Raw genomic sequence first — 22,030 nt, 5'->3', positions numbered from 1 at the left:
GTCTATTTATAATACTGAATCATATTGTATTCACAAATGTATTCAATTCTATTATGCTAATCATATCTAAAAATTCTATTGTAAAGCGCATGATTATTGTACTTAAAGTAATGTACTTCTACTTTTTCATTTTAATATTCCCTATTTTCCCTCTATTTTCCAAAATCAACACGGTACTGAAAAATAAATGATACGGTGTTCATTCACTTTGAGATGTTAAAATACATAGAAGAGTGGTAAATATAAATGATGAAACTGTTATCTTTCATATTTCATACAATTTAGCTAAATAATACTATGCTAAAATCCGCACTTAATTTGATAATTGATAACAATTATCAATGCAACTAATATAGATTATATAAATACCTTATGCTTTTGTAAAATAATTTTAAGAGGTGCCTTATGAATTCAAACATAGACTTTAACAATTCAATTAACAAACTAACTAATGATGAACAATATGCCTTAACCTATTTAGAATCTATCAACGATGAATGGCGTGATGCATTTGTTAAAACGTTATTAGTCAGTAGAGATAAAATATCCCAGCGACTCATCACTTCTTTACATCGAGAAAACTTAATTAATAGTCGCGATTATAGTCACATAATTGCAACAAAAGATGCACCAGTAAACTTAGCAACTAATCAGGTACAAACATTAAAAATAGCTTTCCCACACACTCAAAAAACTTTATATGCACCTATTACTGGAATACATGCATTCGATAGAATTGATGTTGAAGGACCATTTTATTTTGAAAATAAGGATAATTTTGAAAGGATTTTACATCCAGAAGAGATATTAACTTGTATTTTAACCGAAGCACCAACACTTGATAATGATGCGAGTCATCAATTTAGAGAAGATATAAATAATAGCGTAGCTAATATGGCTATTTCACTTAGCTTTCAAACGATTACCTTAGCCGATGAAACTTTACCTCTTGGTCAAGTAATTATGGAAGCAGAAGATAGTTATTTAAGATCCGAACAAGCAGTCGTTGAAGGACATCCCTTACATCCTGGTGCAAAATTGCGTAAAGGCATGACACCCGAAACTACAATTAATTATTCTTCTGAGTTCAACAATGCTATAGGCTTAAAATTTATCTTAATGCATAAAGATATTGCAAAAGTTGAATCATTATCCAAAAATTACAATGAAACTTTATATGGTTTATTCGAAGACTTATATTCTGAAGTTTTAAAAGAGGTTGGTTCTGAGTTTATTGATACATACTATATCATGGTCGTACATCCATGGCAGTATAATAAAATATTAACCAATCAATATGCCAATGAGCTTAAAGAAAAACGAATCATTCCAATACGCTACCAACTTGATTATCACGCTGGTCTATCGTTTAGAACACTCATGCCAAAACTACCTATAACTTCACCCCACATTAAACTATCCACTAATGTGCACATCACAGGTGAAATTAGAACTTTATCAGAACAAACAACAATTAATGGCCCTCAAGTCACACAAATTTTAAATGATATTAAACATAACGATACCTTATTTCATAATATTGCTGGCGATACGATTGATGAAATTGCTGGCATCCACTTTTTTAAAACAGACGATTCACGTGATATCCAAACTATTAGAAGTGAACAATTAGGTTCGTTATTTAGAACTAATATTTATGATCTTATTGATAATAAAACAACGCCTATGATTCCATCAAGTTTAGTCGCCAACTATGCTTATAACTATGAAACACCGATCAATACACTTATCAAAAAGTATGCACAAACACATACTTGTGATTCTTATAAAGAAGCATGTATCGCTTGGATGGAACATTATAGCCAAGCACTAATTGATATTACGCTACCTTTATACATTAAATACGGCATCGCTCTCGAAGCACATTTACAAAATACTATCGCTACATTTAATAGTGATGGCTCATTAAACAAATTATATGTTCGTGATTTTGAAGGCTTACGTATTGATGAAGCTTATTTGAATCACCAGGGATATAACACTCAAAATTTTCATGAGAAATCCTTAATTTTAACGAATCAATCACAAACTGTTTTTAATAAAGTATTTTATTCTAGTATTCAAAACCATCTTGGAGAATTGATCTGTAGTTTAGCAAAATCAAGTGCTATTAATGATTTAGAACAAAGTATCTGGTCAACTGTCAGTGATCTATTGGCTAACAAGTTAAATGTCATTGCTGATACTATGGATGATCCTAAAAGAATTGATGCAATTCGAGCACTATTATTTGCGCCTAAAATTGACTATAAATGTGTAACAACGATGAGGCTAGAAGATGAAGCAGATATTTATACTTATATACAAGTGAATAACCCCTTACATCGGAGTCATGCATCTCATTAAAAACAGTATATCAAGGCTTTATTAATAATTAAAACAGGCTGAGACAAAATATATGTCTCAGCCTGTAGTCTTCGGCCAGTATTTTTCCCGTAGGAGTCGGACCAAATCACTGCCATTTTTTAAATAATATTATGATTCATTGATTGTATTCTTATAAAGGCCAACACACATAGAAATGAGTATAATTGAATTAGCAAAAAATATTCATTTCATATAAGCTTTAAACAGTGAAATGAATGAACAAAGATAGTCTCAAGAGAATAATATCTATAAACACAAAATAATTACTTTTATAGTAATTGGTTTTTCGACATTTTAAAACCGCTAAAGCAAATTACTTTAGCGGTTTTTATTTAGTTTGATACTCAATTAATTATTGTAAGCCTTTTTCCTCGTTATTTGAGCTTTGGCTTTTTTCATTTTTTTGAGACCATTCTTTTTTAGTCATTACATCTTCAACGCGCATGTTAACTTCAACTACGTCAAGACCAGTAATATATTTAACTTGTTCTTTAACTAAGTCTGTTACTTTACGGAAGATTTTAGGTGCTGATTCACCATATTCTAATATTACTTTCAAATCTACAGCTGCTTGTTTTTCTCCAACCTCAACGCTTACGCCTCTTGAAACGTTCTCGTTGCTTCCGAATGAGTTAGAAATACTATCGACGAATCCGCCTTTCATTTCTAAAATACCACTTACTTCACGCGCTGCGATACCTGCAATTTTTTCAATTACTTCATCAGAAAATGATAACTTATTTGAAAATTCCGGTTCTTGTTGTTGTTGTTGTTGTTGTTTTTCTACTTCTTGTTCATTAACTCCAGTTTGATTATTATATGCTTGTTTTGCTTTGTTATTATCTACTGCCATATTAAAATCTCCTTTGTCTTCTCAATTTTAAAAAATTTAATTTTAAGCCTTTTCAATATTTGAAAATACTAACTCCATCGATTTAAGAAATTTAAAAAGTCTTGCTTACGGTCTTTAGTATACCCGATTGCAATTCCAATCAAACATAACACTAAGATTAATATTGTACTCCAGAAACCAAGAGTTAAGAATAATATTGCGATAATCAAGAATGCTAAGAATCCAATGATTCTCCATTTAAATACTTTTAAGAAATCAACAACTTCTTGTGTAGAATCTTGTCCATTTTGGTGATTATTATTAGTCATGATAACCCTCCCTTACAACACACGTTTGCCTGAGGTTTTTTGATCTCTAACGTTGACCTCTAGTTTTGATACTGGTAATTCAGTAAAGTGTTCTACGTTCTGCTTAATGTCATTTCTAATTTCTTCCGTTAATGATTTAACTTGAACATCACCTGGCACAAAGAAATCTGCTTTCAAAGCAATATGTGATTTCTTCTTCTTGTTATACAATTTTGCAATCACATTCGGTTGACGAATTTGTTCATATTGTACAAGTGTATCGTATGCTGATTTTTCAACTGCTTTTCTCGATACATAAATATGACCATCATTGAAATCTTTGTAAAGTCCGGGTTTTCTATACGTAGGTTTAAACAAGCTGAATAGTAGTATCAGACCAATTAAAATAAGTAACGCTGCTAAAGTTATTAAGGTCGGTTGAAACCAATTAAATTGAGTTAAGTAATCTTGATACTGAGTAATTCTAGAATCTTTGATATACATAAACAGTAAAACACCAACGATTACTACAATTAAAAGTCCTAATATGAAATTTTTAAGTCGCTTCACCTCGTATGACACCTCCTATGTTTCTAGATTATGTACTTGTCATATAAGACTAATACCCTTTTAAAAAATCTTAGAAACATTTTTATTGTATATTTTAAATAATTTCTATGGCAAAATAAGTTTGCTCTAGCTATTTCTCTTATGATCTTCAGTTGTTTCTATTTCTTTATCGTCTTGTTTTGCTTTATTTTCTTGATTTTCTGAATCCTCTTGATTTGCTTTACGATATTGTAAAAGCTGATTATCCGTGACAAGTAATTTATTACTAGGTCTCGGCTTTTCTATGGCTAAGGATTTAAAGAGTGACCATATCATTATTATAATGACGATGGAGAATGGTAAGGCTGCAATAATTAACAGGTTTTGAATCGATTGTGTTCCACCTGTGTAAATCATGATCATTGCAAATAGTGCTAATATAATGCCCCAACTGACTTTGACTAAACCAGAAGGATTAATACTACCTTTAGAACTCAACATACCTAATACATATGTTGCTGAGTCAGCTGATGTTACAAAGAAAATCATAATAACTATTAGCGTAACAATACTTAATACAAATCCTAATGGGAAATGTTCCAACGTGGCAAAGGTCGCCGTTTCAGTTGCCTCTTTCGCGATATTCGCAATACCATTTTGTTGTAAATAAATTGCTGATGCACCAAACACTGCGAAAAATAGGAAACATACAAGTGCCGGTACAAATAGCACCCCTAATATAAATTCTTTAATTGTTCTACCACGAGACACACGAGCGATAAAGATCCCAACAAATGGCGCCCATGAAATCCACCAAGCCCAATAGAAGATCGTCCATTGTTGTAGCCACTGGAATTTTTCGCCACCTGATTGCGGTATACGTAAACTCATATTAAAGAAATTAGCAATATAATCACCTAATGAATTGGTAAATGTATTTAATATCGTTAGTGTAGGTCCTACACAGAACAATAAGAGTAATACAATGAATGCTAATGCCATATTAATATTACTTAAGTTCTTAATACCTTTATCAATACCTGACCAAGCTGACCAAGTAAATAATAAGGTTGCTACGATAATGATAATCACTTGAGTCCCAAAATTAGAAGGAATTTCAAATAAGAAGTTCAATCCTTCATTGATTTGTAACGCACCAAAACCAAGTGTTGCAGCAACACCAGTTACAGTAGCGATAATTGCAAGGACATCTATCGCCCCACCGATAGGACCTTTCATCATTTTACTACCTAAAACAGGTATTAACGTAGCGCTGACTAATCCCGGATAACCTTTGTGGAAATTAAAGTACGCAAAAACGAGTCCCACGATACCGTATACAGCCCATGCGTGCACGCCCCAATGAAAGAATGAAAATTGCATCGCATCGTTAATTGCAGTTTGTGTTCCTGCTTTATGTAATGGCGTTAAAGTAAATGCATGACTGATAGGTTCAGCAGTCGTCCAAAAGACTAAACCAATTCCCATGCCTGCACTAAATAACATTGCGAACCATGATTTTAATGAAAATTCAGGGTCTTCGCCTTCTTCACCCAATGTAATAGATGAATATCTAGAAAATAATAGATAAATACATACAATTAATATGACTAATACAAGTAATAAATAATACCAACCAAAATTAACTGCTATAAAATTTGTAATAGTTTGAGTAACTGATTCTAATTGTTTCGGCAATATTGCGCCATAGAGCACAAATAACGTACAAATAGCTAATGCCACCCAAAATACTACCGTCATTTTTTTAAAATGCATAACAAAAATACACACTCCCTTTATTTTATGTAACATACATACCCTATCATACTTAATATAATCCATAATTGTAACCACTTTTAAGGATTATAAAAACTTATTTAAACACTGTAATTCGATTTACTAAAAATTAAATTATAATAAAATAACATATTTAAAAGCCTTCCAAACAATTATTCACCAATAAGGTAATTGTTTGGAAGGCTTATCTAGCGTATTAACTTCATAACACAGTAACATGACAGATTTTAATATTTATAACTTATGATTCTTGATTGAGTTGAATTACTAATTTACCAATCATGTTTTGATTTTCAAGTTGCTTATGTGCATCGAACAGACTATTTGCTGTTAAACCATCTATCACTTTATTTAATGTAGGTTGATATACGCCAGCTTCTATTTTTTCAGAAATATCCGTTAAATATTCACGATGTAAAGTCATATCTTCAGTTTCATGTAGTGGTCTTGAATACATATATTCATGTGTAAATGTAATACTTTTGTCTTTTAGTAAATTTAAATCTTGTTTATTTTTAAAAGCGACAATGGTTGCAATGATTCCTCTTGGTTTTACGAGTTCGATCATTTTTTCATAGTATTGGTCTGTATCAAACGTACAGAAAATATAATCAACTTCACTTATTTCATATTTTTCAAACTCTTTAATTAAATCATTTTTATGATTTAACACAATATCCGCACCCATATCCTTAGACCAATTATACGTTTCTTCTCGTGAAGCAGTTGTGATGACATGGAGTCCATGGTGTTTGGCTATTTGTGTTGCAATACTTCCTACGCCACCTGCACCATTGATAATTAAAATAGACTTACCTTTATTATCTTCTGGATTATGCGAAATTTTAAATATATCAAATAATGTCTCTGATGCAGTTAGTCCTGTTAAAGGTAAACTAGCAGCTTGAGTCGCAGTTATATTCTTAGGTTTTTTAGCAACAAGACGCTCGTCAACAAGTTGGTATTCTTGATTAGAACCTTGATATGCAGGAGAACCCGAATAAAATACTTCGTCGCCAACTTTAAAATGATTAATCTCTTCACCTACTGCTTCTACCACACCGACAGCATCAAACCCTAGAATTCTTGGTGGCTGGTCAACAGGAGACTGTCTTATTTTCGTGTCTACAGGATTAATGCTAATAGCTTGTACGCGTACTAAGAGCTCGTATTGCGTTGGTTCCCGTCGTTCAACTTCAAATTCATAGAACTGATTTCCTTCATCTAGATCAAAACGAGTATCTGCACCTATTGCTTTCATATTACATATCTCCTTTAATGTTTAGATATTGTCTGACACTTGTACTACTTGTTTCCCAAAGTTATCGCCTGTAAATAAATTTCTAAATGCTTCTGGTATATTTTCAAATCCGTTCATGACTGACGTTTTTGTTTTTATCTTATCTTCTTGAACCCACTGTGCAAGTTGTTTACTCGCATTTGCAAAATCATCTGCATAATTTGCCACAATAAAGCCTTTCATTAACGCTTGTGATTTTATCAGGATGGGTTGAATACGTGGACCATGTTCAATCGTTGCATCATTGTATCCAGAAATTGCGCCACAAACAGGAATTCGAGCAAATTGATTTAAGTGTTTCATTACTTCATCAGCGATTGATCCACCTACGTTTTCGTAATAGACATCTACACCATTCGGTACTGCTTTAGCAAATTGTTCTGAAAAATCATCTGATTTATAATCCACACTCACATCAAAACCTAATGTTTCTGTTAAGTATGTTGTTTTTTCAGGGCCACCTGCAATACCTACAACATAAGCACCTTTTAATTTAGCAATTTGTCCTACCACAGACCCAACTGCGCCAGATGCTGCAGATACAACAACTGTTTCGCCTTCTTTCGGTTGTCCAATTTTTAATAGCCCATGGTATGCTGTTTGACCCGGCATGCCTAACACACTTAAATATAAATGTAGTGGAACATCTGTGTTAGATACCTTAATAACATGCTTTGCTGGGACATTGCTTAGTTTTTGCCAAGGGAATTGTCCAGTAACAATGTCACCTTTTTCAAAACCATCTGCTTCTGATTCAATGACCTTCCCAACAACATGGCCTGATAAAGGTTCATCAATTTGGAATGGTTTGATATAAGAGTCACTATCATCCATACGTCCGCGCATATATGGATCCACTGATATATATAACGCTTCTACTTGAATTTCATCTTTTTTCGGCACATCTATTTCAACAGTTTCATATTTAAATACCTCATCTGAAGGAATACCTTCAGGTCTCTTAGCTAATACGATTTGTTCTGTATTCATTATATTGCCTCCATTCACTATTTTCTTTCATTTTATAGTGATACAACGGTGCAATCAATCAAATCGCTTATTCAACTCTATACGGTCATGTTATGCTTACTTTAAATTCATATACTGACCGATATAAAGTAATAAGGAGATATTTAAGTGAAACTAAGTATTTTAGATTATGTTCCAATTTTTGAAGGCCGCAACGCGACACAAGCTTTAAATCATACCGTTGAATTAGCTCAATTAGCTGAGTCATTAGGCTTTTATCGCTATTGGGTTGCAGAGCATCATCAAGTGTTCTCTGTAGCCTCTAGTGCGCCTGAAATGGTTATGATGTCACTCTTAGAACAAACATCTTCTATTCATATTGGAAGTGGCGGTATTATGCTGCCTCATTATAGTGCATATAAAATTGCAGAACAATTTAAATTAATGGAAGCACGTCACCCTGGACGCGTCGATTTAGGCACAGGACACTCACCTAGCTTCAAAAATGTAAATCAGGCTTTAAATGAGTCTAAAACAAAGGATATAAGTTACAAAACACAAATTAATGATTTAATGCATTATTTTAATGATGACAATACTCATAATCATCGTTTTAAAGGCTTACAAGCGACGCCATTAATCGATACGAAGCCAAGTATGTATATATTAGGTATGAGTAAACAAAGTGCTGCCATTGCTGCGGAAAAAGGATTACCTTTCGTAGTTGCGCTTATGGGTCAAGCTAACCACAATATTGAAAATGTTATTAACCATTATCGTGGCTTATTTGAACAATTTCATCCTGAAAGCAAATCTTCTGTTATTATTTCTACGTTTGTAATTACTGCAGAACAGCAATCACAAATAACGCAATTAGAGCATGCATTTCATTTATGGTTAGTGCGCATTGGCTATTTGGATCAGCCTGAGTTTTATCCTTCAATTGAATTTGCAATGCATCGACAGCTCTCAACACGTGAACAAGATAAAAAGAATTTTAACCAAAATAGAGTGATTTCAGGTTTACCTAATGATGTTATGAAAGCACTGAATGATGTTGTTCTAGGATTTAATGCTGATGAAATTATGATTCAACCCCACGTTTTTGGTGAAACACAGCGGAAAACACTGCTAGAGTTAATTGCCAAGGAAAATATGACAAAATAATAAAAGCAACATATCGCACACATTTAACTGTCGGCTGATATGTTGCTTTTTTGCATGATATTTTAATTTAAAGATCTTTATCCCATAAGAATTCATTTATTTTATCTTGCACTTTTTTATTATTTGCTAGTTTTCCATGCTCTGCATTAGGGCCATGCACTTTAAATTCATCATATGATTTTACGCTGTCACCTAATAAATACTTTAATGACCTTGAAGATACATTAGTCACCCTACCATCTGAATCTGTGCCATCTTCTATGTCTCCATATATATTTAGCACATTTACGTTATCAGTATATTTATGTTTCATTGCTCGTAATTCTTTATAATCATCCATCATTTTATTAGGCTTACCATTTTTATCTAATTCAACATTTAATTTTTTACCATCTACATCTACCTCACCATTAAAGTTTCCAGCTAAATTTACTACTTTATTTAAAGTAGGTAGTTGTTCATCGTCTCCATAATTTAACATATAGTAACTAAATGATTTATTACTCATAGAATGTGCGACAAAATTGAATTTTTCAAAGTTATATTGATAGTTCGTAGCAATGATGACATTTCTTATCCATTTTGCATTTTTTTCTACATTTTCATTATTATTATCTTCTAACTTAATTTTAATAATTGGATATTTAGATTTACTTGTTAAGTTTCCATCGAATGTCACCTTTCCATCAGATGAAACATATGCTTGAATAACCTCTTTTGATGCACCTGACTTAATAGCTGAATTTACTAGAAAATTTCCTGAATCAGCTGAGCCTTTATATCCATGAAGATAAAATGTAGGTATCGCTTCCTCGGAATCACTTCTGACAGGATATTCGTTATTTCCATAATATTTAATTACTAAAATAGCTACACTTAATAAGGCAACGAGCAAAATGATAAGTAGTACTGTGTAGAAATTACGAGAGTTCTTTTTATCTTCCATGTAATCACGCCTTATATTATAGAGTTATTTTCTTTAATTACCCAACATCTTATCATACTTAACGTTTTAAAATAAATTTTTATTTTGTAATACAAAAAAAGCACTTTCCAATATAATTGGAAAGTGCTTTTTAATATCGAACACAAACTGTCTACACTAATTTGCGTACTGTATCTGGAAGCGAATAAGTTCGCAACAGTTGCAGTAGTAATATTAACGTTTTGAGAACTGTGGTGAACGACGAGCTTTTTTAAGACCTGGTTTTTTACGTTCTTTCATACGAGGATCACGAGTAAGTAATCCAGCGCGTTTTAAAGAACCTCTGTATTCAGGATCTGCTTCTAATAATGCACGAGCAATACCGTGACGGATTGCTTGAGCTTGTCCAGTAAATCCACCGCCGTGAACGTTAACTAAAACATCATAGTTACCTTTAGTTTCTGTAACATCAAACGGTTGGTTTATATCTAAAATTAATGATTCAAATGGTAAGTAGCTACGTACATCGCTGCCGTTAACAGTAATGTTACCTTCACCTGGTACTAAACGTACACGTGCTACTGAGTTTTTACGACGGCCTGTGCCTTTATATTCAACTTGTGCCAATGTAATTTCCTCCTTTTAATTAACCACGTAACTCGTAGTTTTCTGGTTGTTGTGCAGCGTGTGGATGTTCAGCGCCACCATATACAAATAATTTTTTACCTTGTTTTTCACCTAAACGCGTGCTTGGTAGCATACCTTTAATTGAATTTTCAAGTAAACGTTCTGGGTTCTTAGCTTTTAACTCACCAGCAGAAATTGATTTAATTCCGCCTGGGTGGTTTGAGTGACGATAATACATTTTATCTTGTTCTTTGTTACCTGTAAAATGTATTTTTGAAGCGTTGATGATAATTACATAATCACCTGTATCAACGTGTGGTGTATAAGTTGCTTTATTTTTACCGCGTAAAATAGTTGCTACCTCTGAAGATAAACGACCAAGTGTTTTATCTTCAGCATCAATAACATACCATTTGCGCTCAATGTTTGATTCATTAGCCATAAATGTTTGACGCATATAATTGTCCTCCTAGAATAAATAAATGTTTCTTGTTTAATAGTTATTACTTTTAAGTTTAGATGTCATTTATTTTGTTAATTTTTTGTTCTTGTTCTACGTGCTTCTATATCTTGTTACACAATAAGATTCCGGGGCTTATCGTGGGTGATATAAAACAATACCGTTAGTAATCGTATAATTTTTAAGCCGTTTTGTCAATCTTATTTAATCATTTTGTGATGATTTTTTTTGATGTATTTTTATATTACTACCAAAGTCATTGATTAACGCTGAAGGTGTCAAATAAATCCGCTCTAAATATAATCCTTCTGATGGTGCAGTATACGGCACCTGATTACGATCTTTCATCATTAATAGTTCAGGTACCTCTTCAGGATTACGCTTTCCTTTGCCAACTTCTAATAGAAACGCCATAAGCACACGTACCATATTATATAGGAATCCTGAGCCTGTGACAATATAATCTAGACCATTTTCTGTAATTTTAATTCGACTTTCATACAATGTGCGAACTTTACTCTCTACTTCTGTTTTTTGTGAACAAAAACCCGTAAAATCATGCGTTCCCACAAATAATTGGGCTGCCCTATTCATTTTTTCAATATCTAATGAATCAGTAATATATGTTTTTAAACCACATTGAAAAGGATCCTTATGCTCAGATTGATAAATTTTATAACGATAAGACTTACCGACACAATCATATCTACAATGAAAATCATCGTCCACGAAGGTTACATCATTCACATATACATCATCAGGCAAAGCGCGATTCATTACGTACTTCCATTGCGGTGCAGCGATGTTTAATTCCGTATCAAAATGAAAATATTGCTCTAGTGCATGCACACCTTTATCTGTTCTGCTACTTGGGTGAATTCGCACATGACGTTTATGCATTCTTTTAAGTATTTTCTCAAACTGTTGTTGTACCGTTCTACCATTTTGTTGTATTTGAAAACCAAGAAACTGACTTCCTTGGTATGAAATATTTACTAAAACACGCATCATGCATTACACTCCTATATATTTTAAAACAAACAATATCACTGCTATTGGTATTAGTAATGTGAGTACTAATACATCTGTCCATCGCCATTGCAACTTACGATAACTCGTACGTTGTTTTTTAGTATCGTAGCCTCTTACTTCCATGGCGATAGCTAAATCTTCTGCTCTTTGAAACGCAGAAATAAACAATGGTATTAATAATGGTATAAATGCTTTTACTCGATTAACCAATCCTCCAGCGCTTATTTCTGAGCCACGAGATTTTTGAGCTAAAATAATTTTATCTAACTCATTCATCAGTGTTGGTATAAATCGCAATGCTATCGACATCATCATGCTCAACAGATGTACAGGTATTTTAACAAGTTTCAATGGTGATAATAGCCTTTCAAATGCGTCTGTTAAGTCAATAGGACTTGTCGTTAGCGTTAATATCGTTGAAATCATAATGATGAACATAAGTCTCAAGACAATATAAATACCCTCTAAAATACCATTTGTATCGATGGAGATAAATGAAAGCTCAAATATTCTTGTACCACCTTTGGTTAGAAACAAATGCATTAGAAAGGTAAAGATGAGAAATATCCAAATTGGTGTCAATCCTTTTACTAAAAACCATAATTTAATATGGGCTAACTTCATAAAACTTAATATTAATAGAAACAACCAAAAATAAGTAGCAAACGAATGTGCAAAAAAGATTAATACAATAAATAAGAAGACAAATATCAATTTTGAACGAGGGTCCAAACGATGGATTATTGTATCTAACGGAAGATAGCGACCTATGATAAATTTATCTCTCATTTTGTTGCCACTCCTTATACATTTCAATAAATTCTGCTTCAGTTAATGCGATTTTATTAAAATAATATTGATGTTTATCTTCAATATCTCTTTGCAGTTTCACAATGTTTGGTACATCTAAATGCATTTGATTCACGTAATTCGTATCACTAAATAGTTTACGTGGTGTACATGAATCAATAAGTTTGCCATTGCTCATAATTTTAACTTCATCTACATATTTGGCTACATCATTCATTTCATGCGTTACAAGGATGATTGTTTTTTGTTGTTCTACTTGAAGTTTTTTTATTAATTCCATGATTTGTTTTCTACTCTTTGGATCAAGGCCTGCAGTAGGTTCATCTAAAATAACAATATCTGGATCCATTGCCAATATTGATGTAATTGCAATCTTTCTCATTTGACCACCTGACATTTGAAAAGGAGACTGCTGCAATACATCCCTATTAAAACCAAATTCTAATAGTAAACGAAACGCACGTTCTTTTACTTCGTTAAGAGGCATATTAAAGTTTTGAGGACCAAAAAGAATCTCCCTTTCAACCGAATCTTCGAATAGCTGTGACTCTGGGAATTGAAATACAACTCCTACTCGTTTACGTACTTGCTTTAAAAACTTATCTTTAGTCTTATGGGTGATTGTTATATCATCTACTTCTAACGCACCATTAGTTGGCTTTAAAAGGCCATTGAAATGCTGAATCAATGTTGATTTACCAGAACCAGTTTGTCCTATCACAGCATAGTATTTTCCTTGTTCAAATGATGTGACAATGTCTTCCAACGCGAGATACTCAAACGGTGTGCCATTTTGATATACATAACTAACTTGGTTAAAATGAACCGTCATAATTTTCTTACCAACCCTTCATAAGTTATGTAATCAGTAACGCCTAATAACTGCTGATTCATCCGCATTGAAAATGGAAGGTCTAAACCAATCTTTGTGAGTTCATTACCATCACTAAAAATTTCTTGTGGTAAGCCCGATTGATATACAGTACCTTCATTTAACACCACTACATGGTCGGCCTCTACTGCTTCTGACAAATCATGTGTAATAGAAATAATCGTAACATCTTTATCGTCTTTTAAACGATGAATCAATGAAAGTAACTCATTTCTACCAGCAGGGTCTAACATAGATGTAGCTTCGTCTAATATAATGATATCTGTATCCAAAGCGAGAACCCCTGCAATTGCAACACGTTGCTTTTGGCCTCCTGAGAGAGACTGGGGTTCGTATGTAGCTCGTTCTAACATTTCTACGTCAGCTAATGCTTCAGGCACAATAGTCTGCATGCTTTCATATGTTACGCCATTATTTTCTAAACCAAATGCAACGTCATACTCCACTGTAGACCCTACAAATTGATTTTCAGGATTTTGGAACACAATGCCAATGTGCTGTCTTAGGTAATTCAAATTATCTTCGTGAACTAATCTATTACGCAAATAAATATCACCATCAAATGGTGATTCTATGCCTATCATAAGTTTGGCGATAGTAGATTTACCTGAGCCATTATGTCCTACAATTGATGTCCATTGTCCTTTTGGAATCTCAAAAGATACATCATTTAACGCAAATCGTTCATCACTATTATATTTAAATGAAACATGATTAAATGTAATAATATTATCTCGCGTTTCCATATCAATTGCCTCCCAAAATTTATATTCATCTTTGTTGTATACTTATCCTATTTTACATGAAACTTTCTAAAGAAGCACTAGTAAAGTCTAAAGAAACACTGCTATAAAGAAGTACTTTAAAACTTTTATAATATAGCTCTTTTGACATTTGCGCATTAGTGTAAGTGTTCAACCTTTGCTAATGTGTTAATATCAGAGGTTCACAATTGATTTTCAATTGCATAAGGCCCCCTCAATTCATACAGAATTGAGGGGGCCTTATAAATAAAAAAAGCGCGCACCCCATCATATTTTTGAGTTCACGCTTTAAAGTTTATTAAGTTTGATGGGGTACTCTGAGCTAGACAATATTTGTATGTGGCAAACATTATCGTTGCACTCATTTGCTTTATACATAGTAGTACGTATATTTAAATTAAACTAATTCGATAATTACTGATTCAGCTCCGTCACCGCGACGAGGGCCTACTTTAAGAATACGAGTGTAACCGCCTTGACGTTCTGTATAACGTTCAGCAACTTCACCGAATAATTTTTGTAGTGCAGTTTGAATTGATTCATCATCATTTAAGATTTCAACATTACGTAAAGTTTTAGCAGCTTGACGACGAGAAGCTAAATCTCCTTTTTTACCTAAAGTGATTAATTTTTCAACAACACTACGTAGTTCTTTTGCACGTGCTTCTGTAGTTTCAACACGTTCACTAACGATAAGTGAAGTAGCTAAATCGCGTAACATAGCTTTACGTTGATCAGAAGTACGACCTAATTTTCTGTAACCCATGAGTTAACCTCCTTTATATTAATCTTCTTTTCTTAAGCCTAAACCTAAATCTTCAAGTTTATATTTAACTTCTTCTAAAGATTTACGACCTAAATTACGGACTTTCATCATGTCAGCTTCTGATTTATCAGCTAACTCTTGTACAGAGTTGATACCTGCGCGTTTTAAACAGTTGTAAGAACGTACAGATAAATCTAATTCTTCAATTGACATTTCAAGAACTTTTTCTTTTTGATCTTCTTCTTTTTCAATCATGATTTCAGCATTTTGTGCTTCATCAGTTAATCCAACAAAGATATTCAAATGTTCAGTTAAGATTTTTGCAGCTAATGAAACAGACTCTTGTGGCGTTATAGAACCATTAGTCCAAACATCTAACGTTAATTTATCAAAATCACTACTTTGACCTACGCGCGTGTTTTCTACAGTATAGTTAACACGTTCTACAGGTGAATATAATGAATCAACTGGAATTACACCAATTGGTAAATCACTAGTGTTATTTTGTTCTGCTAATGCGTAGCCTCTACCTTTATTCGCAACGAGACGGATTTTTAAATGTCCACCTTTAGAAACAGTTGCAATTTTAATCTCAGGATTCAGTATCTCTACATCACTATCATGAGTAATGTCACTTGCAGTTACTTCGCCTTCATCTTTAACATCGATTTCCAAAGTTTTTTCTTCTTCAGAATAGATTTTTAATGCTAGTTTTTTGATGTTCATAATAATTGCAGAAACATCTTCAACAACATTATCTATAGCTGAGAATTCATGTAATACGCCTTCAATTTCAATGTATTTAACGGCTGCACCTGGTAATGAAGATAGTAGGATACGACGTAAGGAGTTTCCTAGTGTAGTACCGTAGCCACGTTCTAGTGGTTCAACAACGAACTTACCGAATTTAGCATCATCACTAATTTCAATTGTTTCAATTCTAGGTTTTTCGATTTCAATCATTTACAAATATCCTCCTTGATTACGTCGACTTGATTTGTACTGTAATTTCTCAGTGACCTGCGACAATAACAATAAAATTATACGCGACGACGTTTTGGTGGACGACAACCATTATGTGGAACTGGAGTAACGTCACGGATTGCAGTTACATCTAATCCAGCTGATTGTAACGCACGGATAGCTGATTCACGACCAGGACCTGGGCCTTTTACAGTGACTTCAACAGATTTCAAACCATGTTCCATAGCTGATTTAGCAGCAGTTTCTGATGCCATTTGAGCTGCGAATGGAGTTGATTTTTTTGATCCTTTGAATCCAAGTGCACCTGCTGATGACCATGATAACGCATTACCAAATTCATCAGTAATTGTTACGATTGTATTATTGAATGTTGAACGGATGTGAGCCACACCATTTTCAATATTCTTTTTCACTCTACGTTTACGAGATACTTGTTTACGTGCCATTTAAATTTTGCCTCCTTTACCTATTATTTTTTCTTGTTAGCTACAGTTTTAACTGGGCCTTTACGAGTACGAGCATTGTTCTTAGTCTTTTGTCCGCGTACTGGTAAGCCACGACGGTGACGGATACCACGGTATGATGAGATTTCCATTAAACGTTTAATGTTTAAGTTTTGCTCACGACGTAAGTCACCTTCTACTTTATAGCTATCTACTACTTCACGGATACGACCTAATTCATCATCAGTTAATTCGTTAACGCGTGTATCTGGTGAAACGTTAGCTTCTTCAGCAATTTTATTCGCTGTAGTAGTACCGATACCATATACATAAGTTAATGAAATAACAATACGTTTTTCACGTGGAATATCTACTCCTGCAATACGTGCCATAATTATTTACACCTCTCTTTATTAGCCTTGTCTTTGTTTATGTTTTGGGTTGCTACAAATTACCATTACTTTACCTTTACGTTTAATGACTTTACATTTTTCGCAAATTGGTTTTACTGATGGTCTTACTTTCATTTTAATACCTCCCTATATTATGGAGTGACGATTATTTATAACGATACGTAATTCTTCCGCGTGTTAAATCGTACGGAGACATTTCTACAGTTACTTTGTCGCCAGGCAGAATACGAATATAATTCATTCTGATTTTACCACTTACGTGAGCTAAAATCTCATGACCATTTTCTAATTCTACTTTAAACATTGCATTTGGTAAAGTATCTAACACAGTACCTTCTAATTCAATAACATCTTGTTTAGCCATTTATTAACTTCCCCCTTTTTGCAATAGTTGGTTATCGTCAACAATCAACTCTAACCATACGAGTCTATAAGTGTTGTTAATAAGTTTAACAAAATTAAAATGAATTACTATATCGCATTGTCACTCTTATTCAATTATACTTTCGACATTCCATAGACCGTACAAGTTGATATTATTTTAAGTTTTCTAAGATATCGATAACGTCTTCAGTAACGACTTTAATATCTCTTGAACCATCAATGTTTTTTAATACTTTTTTATTATCATAGAATTCTAAGATAGGTTTAGACTGTTTAACATTGACATTTAAACGATTTGCAACTGTTTCTGGGTTGTCATCTTCACGTTGGTATAATTTACCACCATCAAGATCACAAATACCTTCAACTTTAGGAGGATTGAATACAAGATGATAAGTTGTTCCGCATTTTTCGCAAATTCTACGACCAGTTAGGCGGTTCATTAATTCTTCTTCAGCTACCTCTATATTGATAACAGCATCAATTTTTCTATCTAATTCTTGCATAATTTCATTTAATGCTTCAGCTTGTTCAATAGTACGAGGAAAGCCATCAAGTAAGAATCCTTTTTTTGCATCGTCTTCAGAAATTCTATCTTTAACGATGCCCACAGTTACTTCATCAGGGACTAATTCTCCACGATCCATGAATGATTTAGCTTCTTTGCCTAAATCTGTTCCATCTTTAATCGCTTTTCTGAACATGTCGCCAGTAGATATGTGTGGAATTGGGAATTTCTTTACAATTTCACTCGCTTGAGTTCCTTTACCTGCACCAGGTAAACCCATTAAAATGATATTCATAAGTGCCCTCCTACAATTTATCTACCACCAAAGCCTCTATAATCTTTCTGAGTCACTTGAGCTTCAAGACTCTTCATTGTTTCAATTGCTACACCAATTACGATAAGTAAGCTAGTACCACCAAGCTGAATAGATTGAGGTAAGCTCATTACTTTAGTAGCAATGATTGGCAGAATCGCAATTACAGCTAAGAATATTGACCCTACAAATGTTAAACGATAGAGAACTCCAGTAATATATTTTTTTGTTTGTTCACCAGGTCTAATACCTGGAACATAACTTCCTTGTTTCTTGAGATTATCTGACATCTTTCCAGGATTGACTTGAACAAATGCATAGAAGTATGTGAATGCAATAATAAGCACCACATAAACAATCATACCGATATTACTCGATGGATTTGCCACGTCTGAAATCTTCTGCGCCCAACTAGCGTCAGGGAAGAACAATGTTAATGTTCTAGGTAACAAGAAGAATGCCATTGCAAAGATAACCGGGATAACCCCAGCAGCGTTAACTTTCAAAGGTAAATATGTTGCTTGTGAACCTAATCGTTGTGTTGATTGCTTTTTCGCATATTGAATTGGAATTTTACGAATAGCTTGTAATACAAATATTGCACCGACTGTTAATAATACCATTCCAATAACTAATCCTAGAACTTTTAACCATGCCATTGTAGTATCATCTTGACCTACGAATGACTGTTGATAGAACTGAATTAATGATGAAGGTAGTGATGACAAAATACCACCAAAGATGATAATTGAAATACCATTACCGACACCGAATTGAGTGATTTGATCACCCATCCAAATCAAGAATGCTGTACCAGCTGTTAATACAACAGCGATTAATAAATAACTAAGGATTGATTGATCAATAATCAATTGACCCTTTAGATAATTATTAAATTGGAACGCCATACCAATTGATTGGATAAAGGCAAGTACAATAGCAAAATAACGTGTGATGTTAGTAAGTTTTTTTCTACCTGCATCACCTTGTTTTGCCCACTCAGAAAACTTCGGAACAATATCCATTTGTAATAGCTGCATCACAATTGATGCAGTAATGTAAGGCATTATACCCATGGCAAAGATTGAGAAATTCTGCAAGGCTCCGCCACCAAATGTATTTAACAAATCAGTGACACCTTGAGATCCTTGTCTACTGTCAAAAGCAGCTGGATTTACACCAGGTGCTGGAATATAAGTACCTATCTTAAAAATAACTAACATTGCGAGAGTAAAAAAGATCTTGTTACGAACTTCTTTAGTTTTAAAGAAGCTCACAAGCGTTTGAAACATTAGATCACCTCGTGTGCTCCGCCTTTTGCATCAATAGCATCTACTGCAGACGCAGAGAATTTGTTAGCTTTCACAGTTAACTTTTTGTCTAGTGAACCTTTACCTAGTACTTTAATACCAGATTTTTCGTTCTTAACTACACCAGATTCTACTAATAAAGCAGGAGTTACTTCAGTACCATCCTCAAATTTATTAAGTTGGTCTAAGTTAACAATAGCATATTCCTTACGGTTAATGTTAGTAAAACCTCGTTTTGGTAAACGACGGAATAATGGTAATTGACCACCTTCGAAACCTGGTCTTACACTACCACCTGAACGTGATTTTTGACCTTTTTGTCCACGACCACTAGTTTTACCGTTACCAGTAGCTGCACCACGTCCAACACGGTTACGTACTTTACGAGAACCTTCTGACGGTTTTAGCTCATGTAATTTCATTTCGGCACCTCCTTAATTATTTTTCTTCTACTGTCACTAAGTGACTTATTTTGTTGATTTGCCCACGAATAGCAGGGTTATCTTCAACAACTACTGAAGAGTTCGTTTTTTTCAAACCTAGAGCTTCAACAGTTTTACGTTGTGTTTCTGGACGACCTATAACACTACGAGTGAGGGTAATTTGTACTTTAGCCATAACTTATTTTCCCTCCTTAATTGTATAATTCTTCTACTGATTTGCCGCGTAATTTCGCAACTTCTTCAGCATTTTTAAGGTTTTTTAATCCATTAATTGTTGCACGAACCATGTTGATTGGTGTATTTGATCCTAAAGATTTACTTAAGATATCAGTGATACCAGCTAATTCTAATACCGCACGAACAGGGCCACCTGCAATAACACCAGTACCTGGTGCTGCTGGTTTCATTAAAACATTACCTGAACTGAAACGACCATTAATAATGTGAGGTGTTGTACCTTCAACACGTGGAACAACTACTAAATCTTTCTTAGCTGCTTCTACTGCTTTTTTGATTGCTTCTGGCACTTCTTGTGCTTTACCAGTACCGAATCCAACGCGACCGTTTTTATCTCCAACCACTACTAAAGCAGTGAAACGGAAACGACGACCACCTTTTACAACTTTAGCAACACGGTTAATTGTAACAACGCGTTCTTCAAATTCTTTCACTTCTTCTCTACGAGCCATGTAAATGTCCCTCCTTCAAATTAAAATTCTAATCCATTTTCACGAGCTGCATCTGCTAAGGCTTTAACACGGCCATGGTATAAATATCCTCCACGGTCAAAAACAATTGTTTTAATACCTTTATCGCTAGCTCTTTTAGCTACAGTTTCGCCGACTTTAGCTGAAAGTTCAACTTTTGAACCTGTTTCATTTGCTAAGTCTTTTTCTTGTGTTGATGCTTGTGCTAATGTTTTGCCATTAACATCATCGATAACTTGTGCGTAAATATGTTTGTTTGAACGATAGATGTTTAAACGTGGTTTTTCAGCTGTGCCTGACAATTTATTACGGACACGAGCATGTCTTTTCAAACGCACTTGGTTTTTATCAATTTTGCTGATCATTTTATTACTCCTTTCTTTTGAAAGTTATTTATTATTTACCAGTTTTACCTTCTTTACGGCGAACGAATTCTCCTTGATAGCGAATTCCTTTACCTTTATACGGTTCTGGTGGTCTTGTTGCACGAATGTTTGAAGCGATAGCGCCAACTGCTTCTTTAGAAATACCAGTTACTGTAACTTTAGTATTTTTTTCAACAGCGAAACTAACACCATTATCAGCTTTAATTTCAACTGGGTGTGAATAGCCAACATTAAGGATTAAGTTTTCACCTTGCATTTGAGCACGGTAACCTACACCTACTAGTTCTAATGTTTTTTGGTATCCTTCTTTAACACCGATGATCATATTATTAATTAAAGTACGAGTTGTACCATGTACTGTTTTATCATCTTTAGAATCAGATGGTCTCACAACTTCTAAAGTACTTTCATCTTGTTTATATGTCATTCTTTCATCCATAGTTTTAAACAATTCACCTTTAGGACCTTTAACAGTTACTGTATTGCCTTCAATAGTTACTGTTACGTCACTAGGGATGTCAATAATTTTTTTACCAACACGACTCATGTTATC

28 protein-coding genes are annotated in these 22,030 nt (G+C 33.8%); 2 read left to right on the top strand and 26 right to left on the bottom strand.

Features of this window, described 5'->3' with window-relative positions:
* Positions 1-405 precede the first annotated feature (405 nt).
* Positions 406-2,367 (top strand): IucA/IucC family protein, encoded by a 1,962-nt coding sequence (locus AAA453_RS05385; RefSeq protein ID WP_427706760.1) that lies wholly within the window; start codon positions 406-408, stop codon positions 2,365-2,367.
* 373 nt (positions 2,368-2,740) lie between these two features.
* On the opposite strand, the gene AAA453_RS05380 is transcribed toward AAA453_RS05385, so the two are convergent.
* The 6 genes from AAA453_RS05380 to AAA453_RS05355 all read right to left on the bottom strand — a co-directional run bounded on the left by AAA453_RS05380 (position 2,741) and on the right by AAA453_RS05355 (position 8,164).
* On the bottom strand, positions 2,741-3,241 hold the full coding sequence (locus AAA453_RS05380; protein ID WP_427706758.1) for an Asp23/Gls24 family envelope stress response protein: 501 nt from the start codon (positions 3,239-3,241) through the stop codon (positions 2,741-2,743).
* Positions 3,242-3,309: 68 nt separating this feature from the next.
* On the bottom strand, positions 3,310-3,549 hold the full coding sequence (locus AAA453_RS05375; protein WP_002506999.1) for a DUF2273 domain-containing protein: 240 nt from the start codon (positions 3,547-3,549) through the stop codon (positions 3,310-3,312).
* Between the two features lie 12 nt (positions 3,550-3,561).
* A complete protein-coding gene (gene amaP, locus AAA453_RS05370; protein WP_046465804.1) occupies positions 3,562-4,098 on the bottom strand; it encodes an alkaline shock response membrane anchor protein AmaP in 537 nt (178 codons plus the stop codon).
* Between the two features lie 126 nt (positions 4,099-4,224).
* On the bottom strand, positions 4,225-5,853 hold the full coding sequence (locus AAA453_RS05365; RefSeq protein ID WP_427706756.1) for a BCCT family transporter: 1,629 nt from the start codon (positions 5,851-5,853) through the stop codon (positions 4,225-4,227).
* 262 nt (positions 5,854-6,115) lie between these two features.
* Entirely contained in the window at positions 6,116-7,135 is a 1,020-nt protein-coding gene (locus AAA453_RS05360) for a zinc-binding alcohol dehydrogenase family protein (RefSeq protein WP_427706754.1), read from the bottom strand.
* Between the two features lie 21 nt (positions 7,136-7,156).
* Positions 7,157-8,164, bottom strand: coding sequence for an NADP-dependent oxidoreductase (locus AAA453_RS05355; protein ID WP_427706752.1), 1,008 nt, complete (start codon positions 8,162-8,164; stop codon positions 7,157-7,159).
* A 147-nt stretch (positions 8,165-8,311) separates the two neighbouring features.
* On the opposite strand from AAA453_RS05355, the gene AAA453_RS05350 reads away from it, so the two are divergent.
* On the top strand, positions 8,312-9,310 hold the full coding sequence (locus tag AAA453_RS05350; protein WP_427706750.1) for an LLM class flavin-dependent oxidoreductase: 999 nt from the start codon (positions 8,312-8,314) through the stop codon (positions 9,308-9,310).
* 67 nt (positions 9,311-9,377) lie between these two features.
* Here AAA453_RS05350 and AAA453_RS05345 read toward each other — a convergent pair whose 3' ends face one another.
* The 20 genes from AAA453_RS05345 to rplF all read right to left on the bottom strand — a co-directional run bounded on the left by AAA453_RS05345 (position 9,378) and on the right by rplF (position 22,024).
* Positions 9,378-10,256 (bottom strand): alpha/beta hydrolase, encoded by an 879-nt coding sequence (locus AAA453_RS05345; protein ID WP_427706748.1) that lies wholly within the window; start codon positions 10,254-10,256, stop codon positions 9,378-9,380.
* Positions 10,257-10,469: 213 nt separating this feature from the next.
* Complete coding sequence (rpsI, locus tag AAA453_RS05340; RefSeq protein ID WP_002506992.1) at positions 10,470-10,862, bottom strand: 30S ribosomal protein S9; 393 nt, start codon at positions 10,860-10,862, stop codon at positions 10,470-10,472.
* Between the two features lie 19 nt (positions 10,863-10,881).
* Positions 10,882-11,319, bottom strand: coding sequence for a 50S ribosomal protein L13 (rplM, locus tag AAA453_RS05335; protein WP_002506991.1), 438 nt, complete (start codon positions 11,317-11,319; stop codon positions 10,882-10,884).
* A gap of 207 nt (positions 11,320-11,526) precedes the next feature.
* Complete coding sequence (gene truA / locus AAA453_RS05330) at positions 11,527-12,330, bottom strand: tRNA pseudouridine(38-40) synthase TruA (RefSeq protein ID WP_046466036.1); 804 nt, start codon at positions 12,328-12,330, stop codon at positions 11,527-11,529.
* Positions 12,331-12,336: 6 nt separating this feature from the next.
* Positions 12,337-13,143, bottom strand: coding sequence for an energy-coupling factor transporter transmembrane component T family protein (locus AAA453_RS05325; RefSeq protein WP_069817644.1), 807 nt, complete (start codon positions 13,141-13,143; stop codon positions 12,337-12,339).
* Complete coding sequence (locus AAA453_RS05320; RefSeq protein ID WP_427706746.1) at positions 13,133-13,996, bottom strand: energy-coupling factor transporter ATPase; 864 nt, start codon at positions 13,994-13,996, stop codon at positions 13,133-13,135. The genes AAA453_RS05325 and AAA453_RS05320 overlap by 11 nt, the downstream gene beginning before the upstream one ends.
* Entirely contained in the window at positions 13,993-14,802 is an 810-nt protein-coding gene (locus AAA453_RS05315; RefSeq protein WP_427706744.1) for an energy-coupling factor transporter ATPase, read from the bottom strand. Before AAA453_RS05315 ends, AAA453_RS05320 begins: the two co-directional genes overlap by 4 nt.
* 415 nt (positions 14,803-15,217) lie before the next feature.
* Complete coding sequence (gene rplQ / locus AAA453_RS05310; protein WP_002506986.1) at positions 15,218-15,586, bottom strand: 50S ribosomal protein L17; 369 nt, start codon at positions 15,584-15,586, stop codon at positions 15,218-15,220.
* Positions 15,587-15,604: 18 nt separating this feature from the next.
* Positions 15,605-16,549: a DNA-directed RNA polymerase subunit alpha gene (locus tag AAA453_RS05305; RefSeq protein ID WP_002506985.1), complete on the bottom strand. Its 945-nt coding sequence runs from the start codon at positions 16,547-16,549 to the stop codon at positions 15,605-15,607.
* A 77-nt stretch (positions 16,550-16,626) separates the two neighbouring features.
* Complete coding sequence (gene rpsK, locus AAA453_RS05300) at positions 16,627-17,016, bottom strand: 30S ribosomal protein S11 (RefSeq protein ID WP_002506984.1); 390 nt, start codon at positions 17,014-17,016, stop codon at positions 16,627-16,629.
* 23 nt (positions 17,017-17,039) lie between these two features.
* Complete coding sequence (gene rpsM, locus AAA453_RS05295) at positions 17,040-17,405, bottom strand: 30S ribosomal protein S13 (protein WP_002506983.1); 366 nt, start codon at positions 17,403-17,405, stop codon at positions 17,040-17,042.
* A gap of 21 nt (positions 17,406-17,426) precedes the next feature.
* Positions 17,427-17,540 carry a 50S ribosomal protein L36 gene (gene rpmJ, locus AAA453_RS05290; protein WP_002482634.1) on the bottom strand — a complete coding sequence of 38 codons (114 nt, stop codon included), beginning with the start codon at positions 17,538-17,540 and terminating at the stop codon, positions 17,427-17,429.
* Between the two features lie 31 nt (positions 17,541-17,571).
* Complete coding sequence (gene infA, locus AAA453_RS05285) at positions 17,572-17,790, bottom strand: translation initiation factor IF-1 (RefSeq protein WP_001118443.1); 219 nt, start codon at positions 17,788-17,790, stop codon at positions 17,572-17,574.
* A gap of 172 nt (positions 17,791-17,962) precedes the next feature.
* Positions 17,963-18,613, bottom strand: coding sequence for an adenylate kinase (locus AAA453_RS05280; RefSeq protein WP_002506982.1), 651 nt, complete (start codon positions 18,611-18,613; stop codon positions 17,963-17,965).
* Between the two features lie 17 nt (positions 18,614-18,630).
* On the bottom strand, positions 18,631-19,923 hold the full coding sequence (secY, locus tag AAA453_RS05275) for a preprotein translocase subunit SecY (protein WP_046465813.1): 1,293 nt from the start codon (positions 19,921-19,923) through the stop codon (positions 18,631-18,633).
* The gene (rplO, locus tag AAA453_RS05270; protein WP_046465814.1) at positions 19,923-20,363 is read right to left on the bottom strand and encodes a 50S ribosomal protein L15; all 441 of its coding nucleotides are present in this window, start codon (positions 20,361-20,363) and stop codon (positions 19,923-19,925) included. Before rplO ends, secY begins: the two co-directional genes overlap by 1 nt.
* Before the next feature lie 16 nt (positions 20,364-20,379).
* Complete coding sequence (rpmD, locus tag AAA453_RS05265) at positions 20,380-20,559, bottom strand: 50S ribosomal protein L30 (protein WP_021338399.1); 180 nt, start codon at positions 20,557-20,559, stop codon at positions 20,380-20,382.
* 16 nt (positions 20,560-20,575) lie between these two features.
* Positions 20,576-21,073, bottom strand: coding sequence for a 30S ribosomal protein S5 (gene rpsE, locus AAA453_RS05260; RefSeq protein ID WP_002506978.1), 498 nt, complete (start codon positions 21,071-21,073; stop codon positions 20,576-20,578).
* 20 nt (positions 21,074-21,093) lie between these two features.
* The gene (gene rplR / locus AAA453_RS05255; protein WP_002506977.1) at positions 21,094-21,456 is read right to left on the bottom strand and encodes a 50S ribosomal protein L18; all 363 of its coding nucleotides are present in this window, start codon (positions 21,454-21,456) and stop codon (positions 21,094-21,096) included.
* Positions 21,457-21,487: 31 nt separating this feature from the next.
* Positions 21,488-22,024 (bottom strand): 50S ribosomal protein L6, encoded by a 537-nt coding sequence (gene rplF, locus AAA453_RS05250; protein WP_046465815.1) that lies wholly within the window; start codon positions 22,022-22,024, stop codon positions 21,488-21,490.
* Positions 22,025-22,030: the final 6 nt, after the last annotated feature.

It is taken from the genome of Staphylococcus parequorum, from assembly GCF_039237145.1.
GTDB classification, from domain to species: Bacteria; Bacillota; Bacilli; order Staphylococcales; family Staphylococcaceae; genus Staphylococcus; species Staphylococcus equorum_A.
Note: the sequence above shows the minus strand (reverse complement) of the source record. Positions and strands in the feature narration are given on the sequence as shown.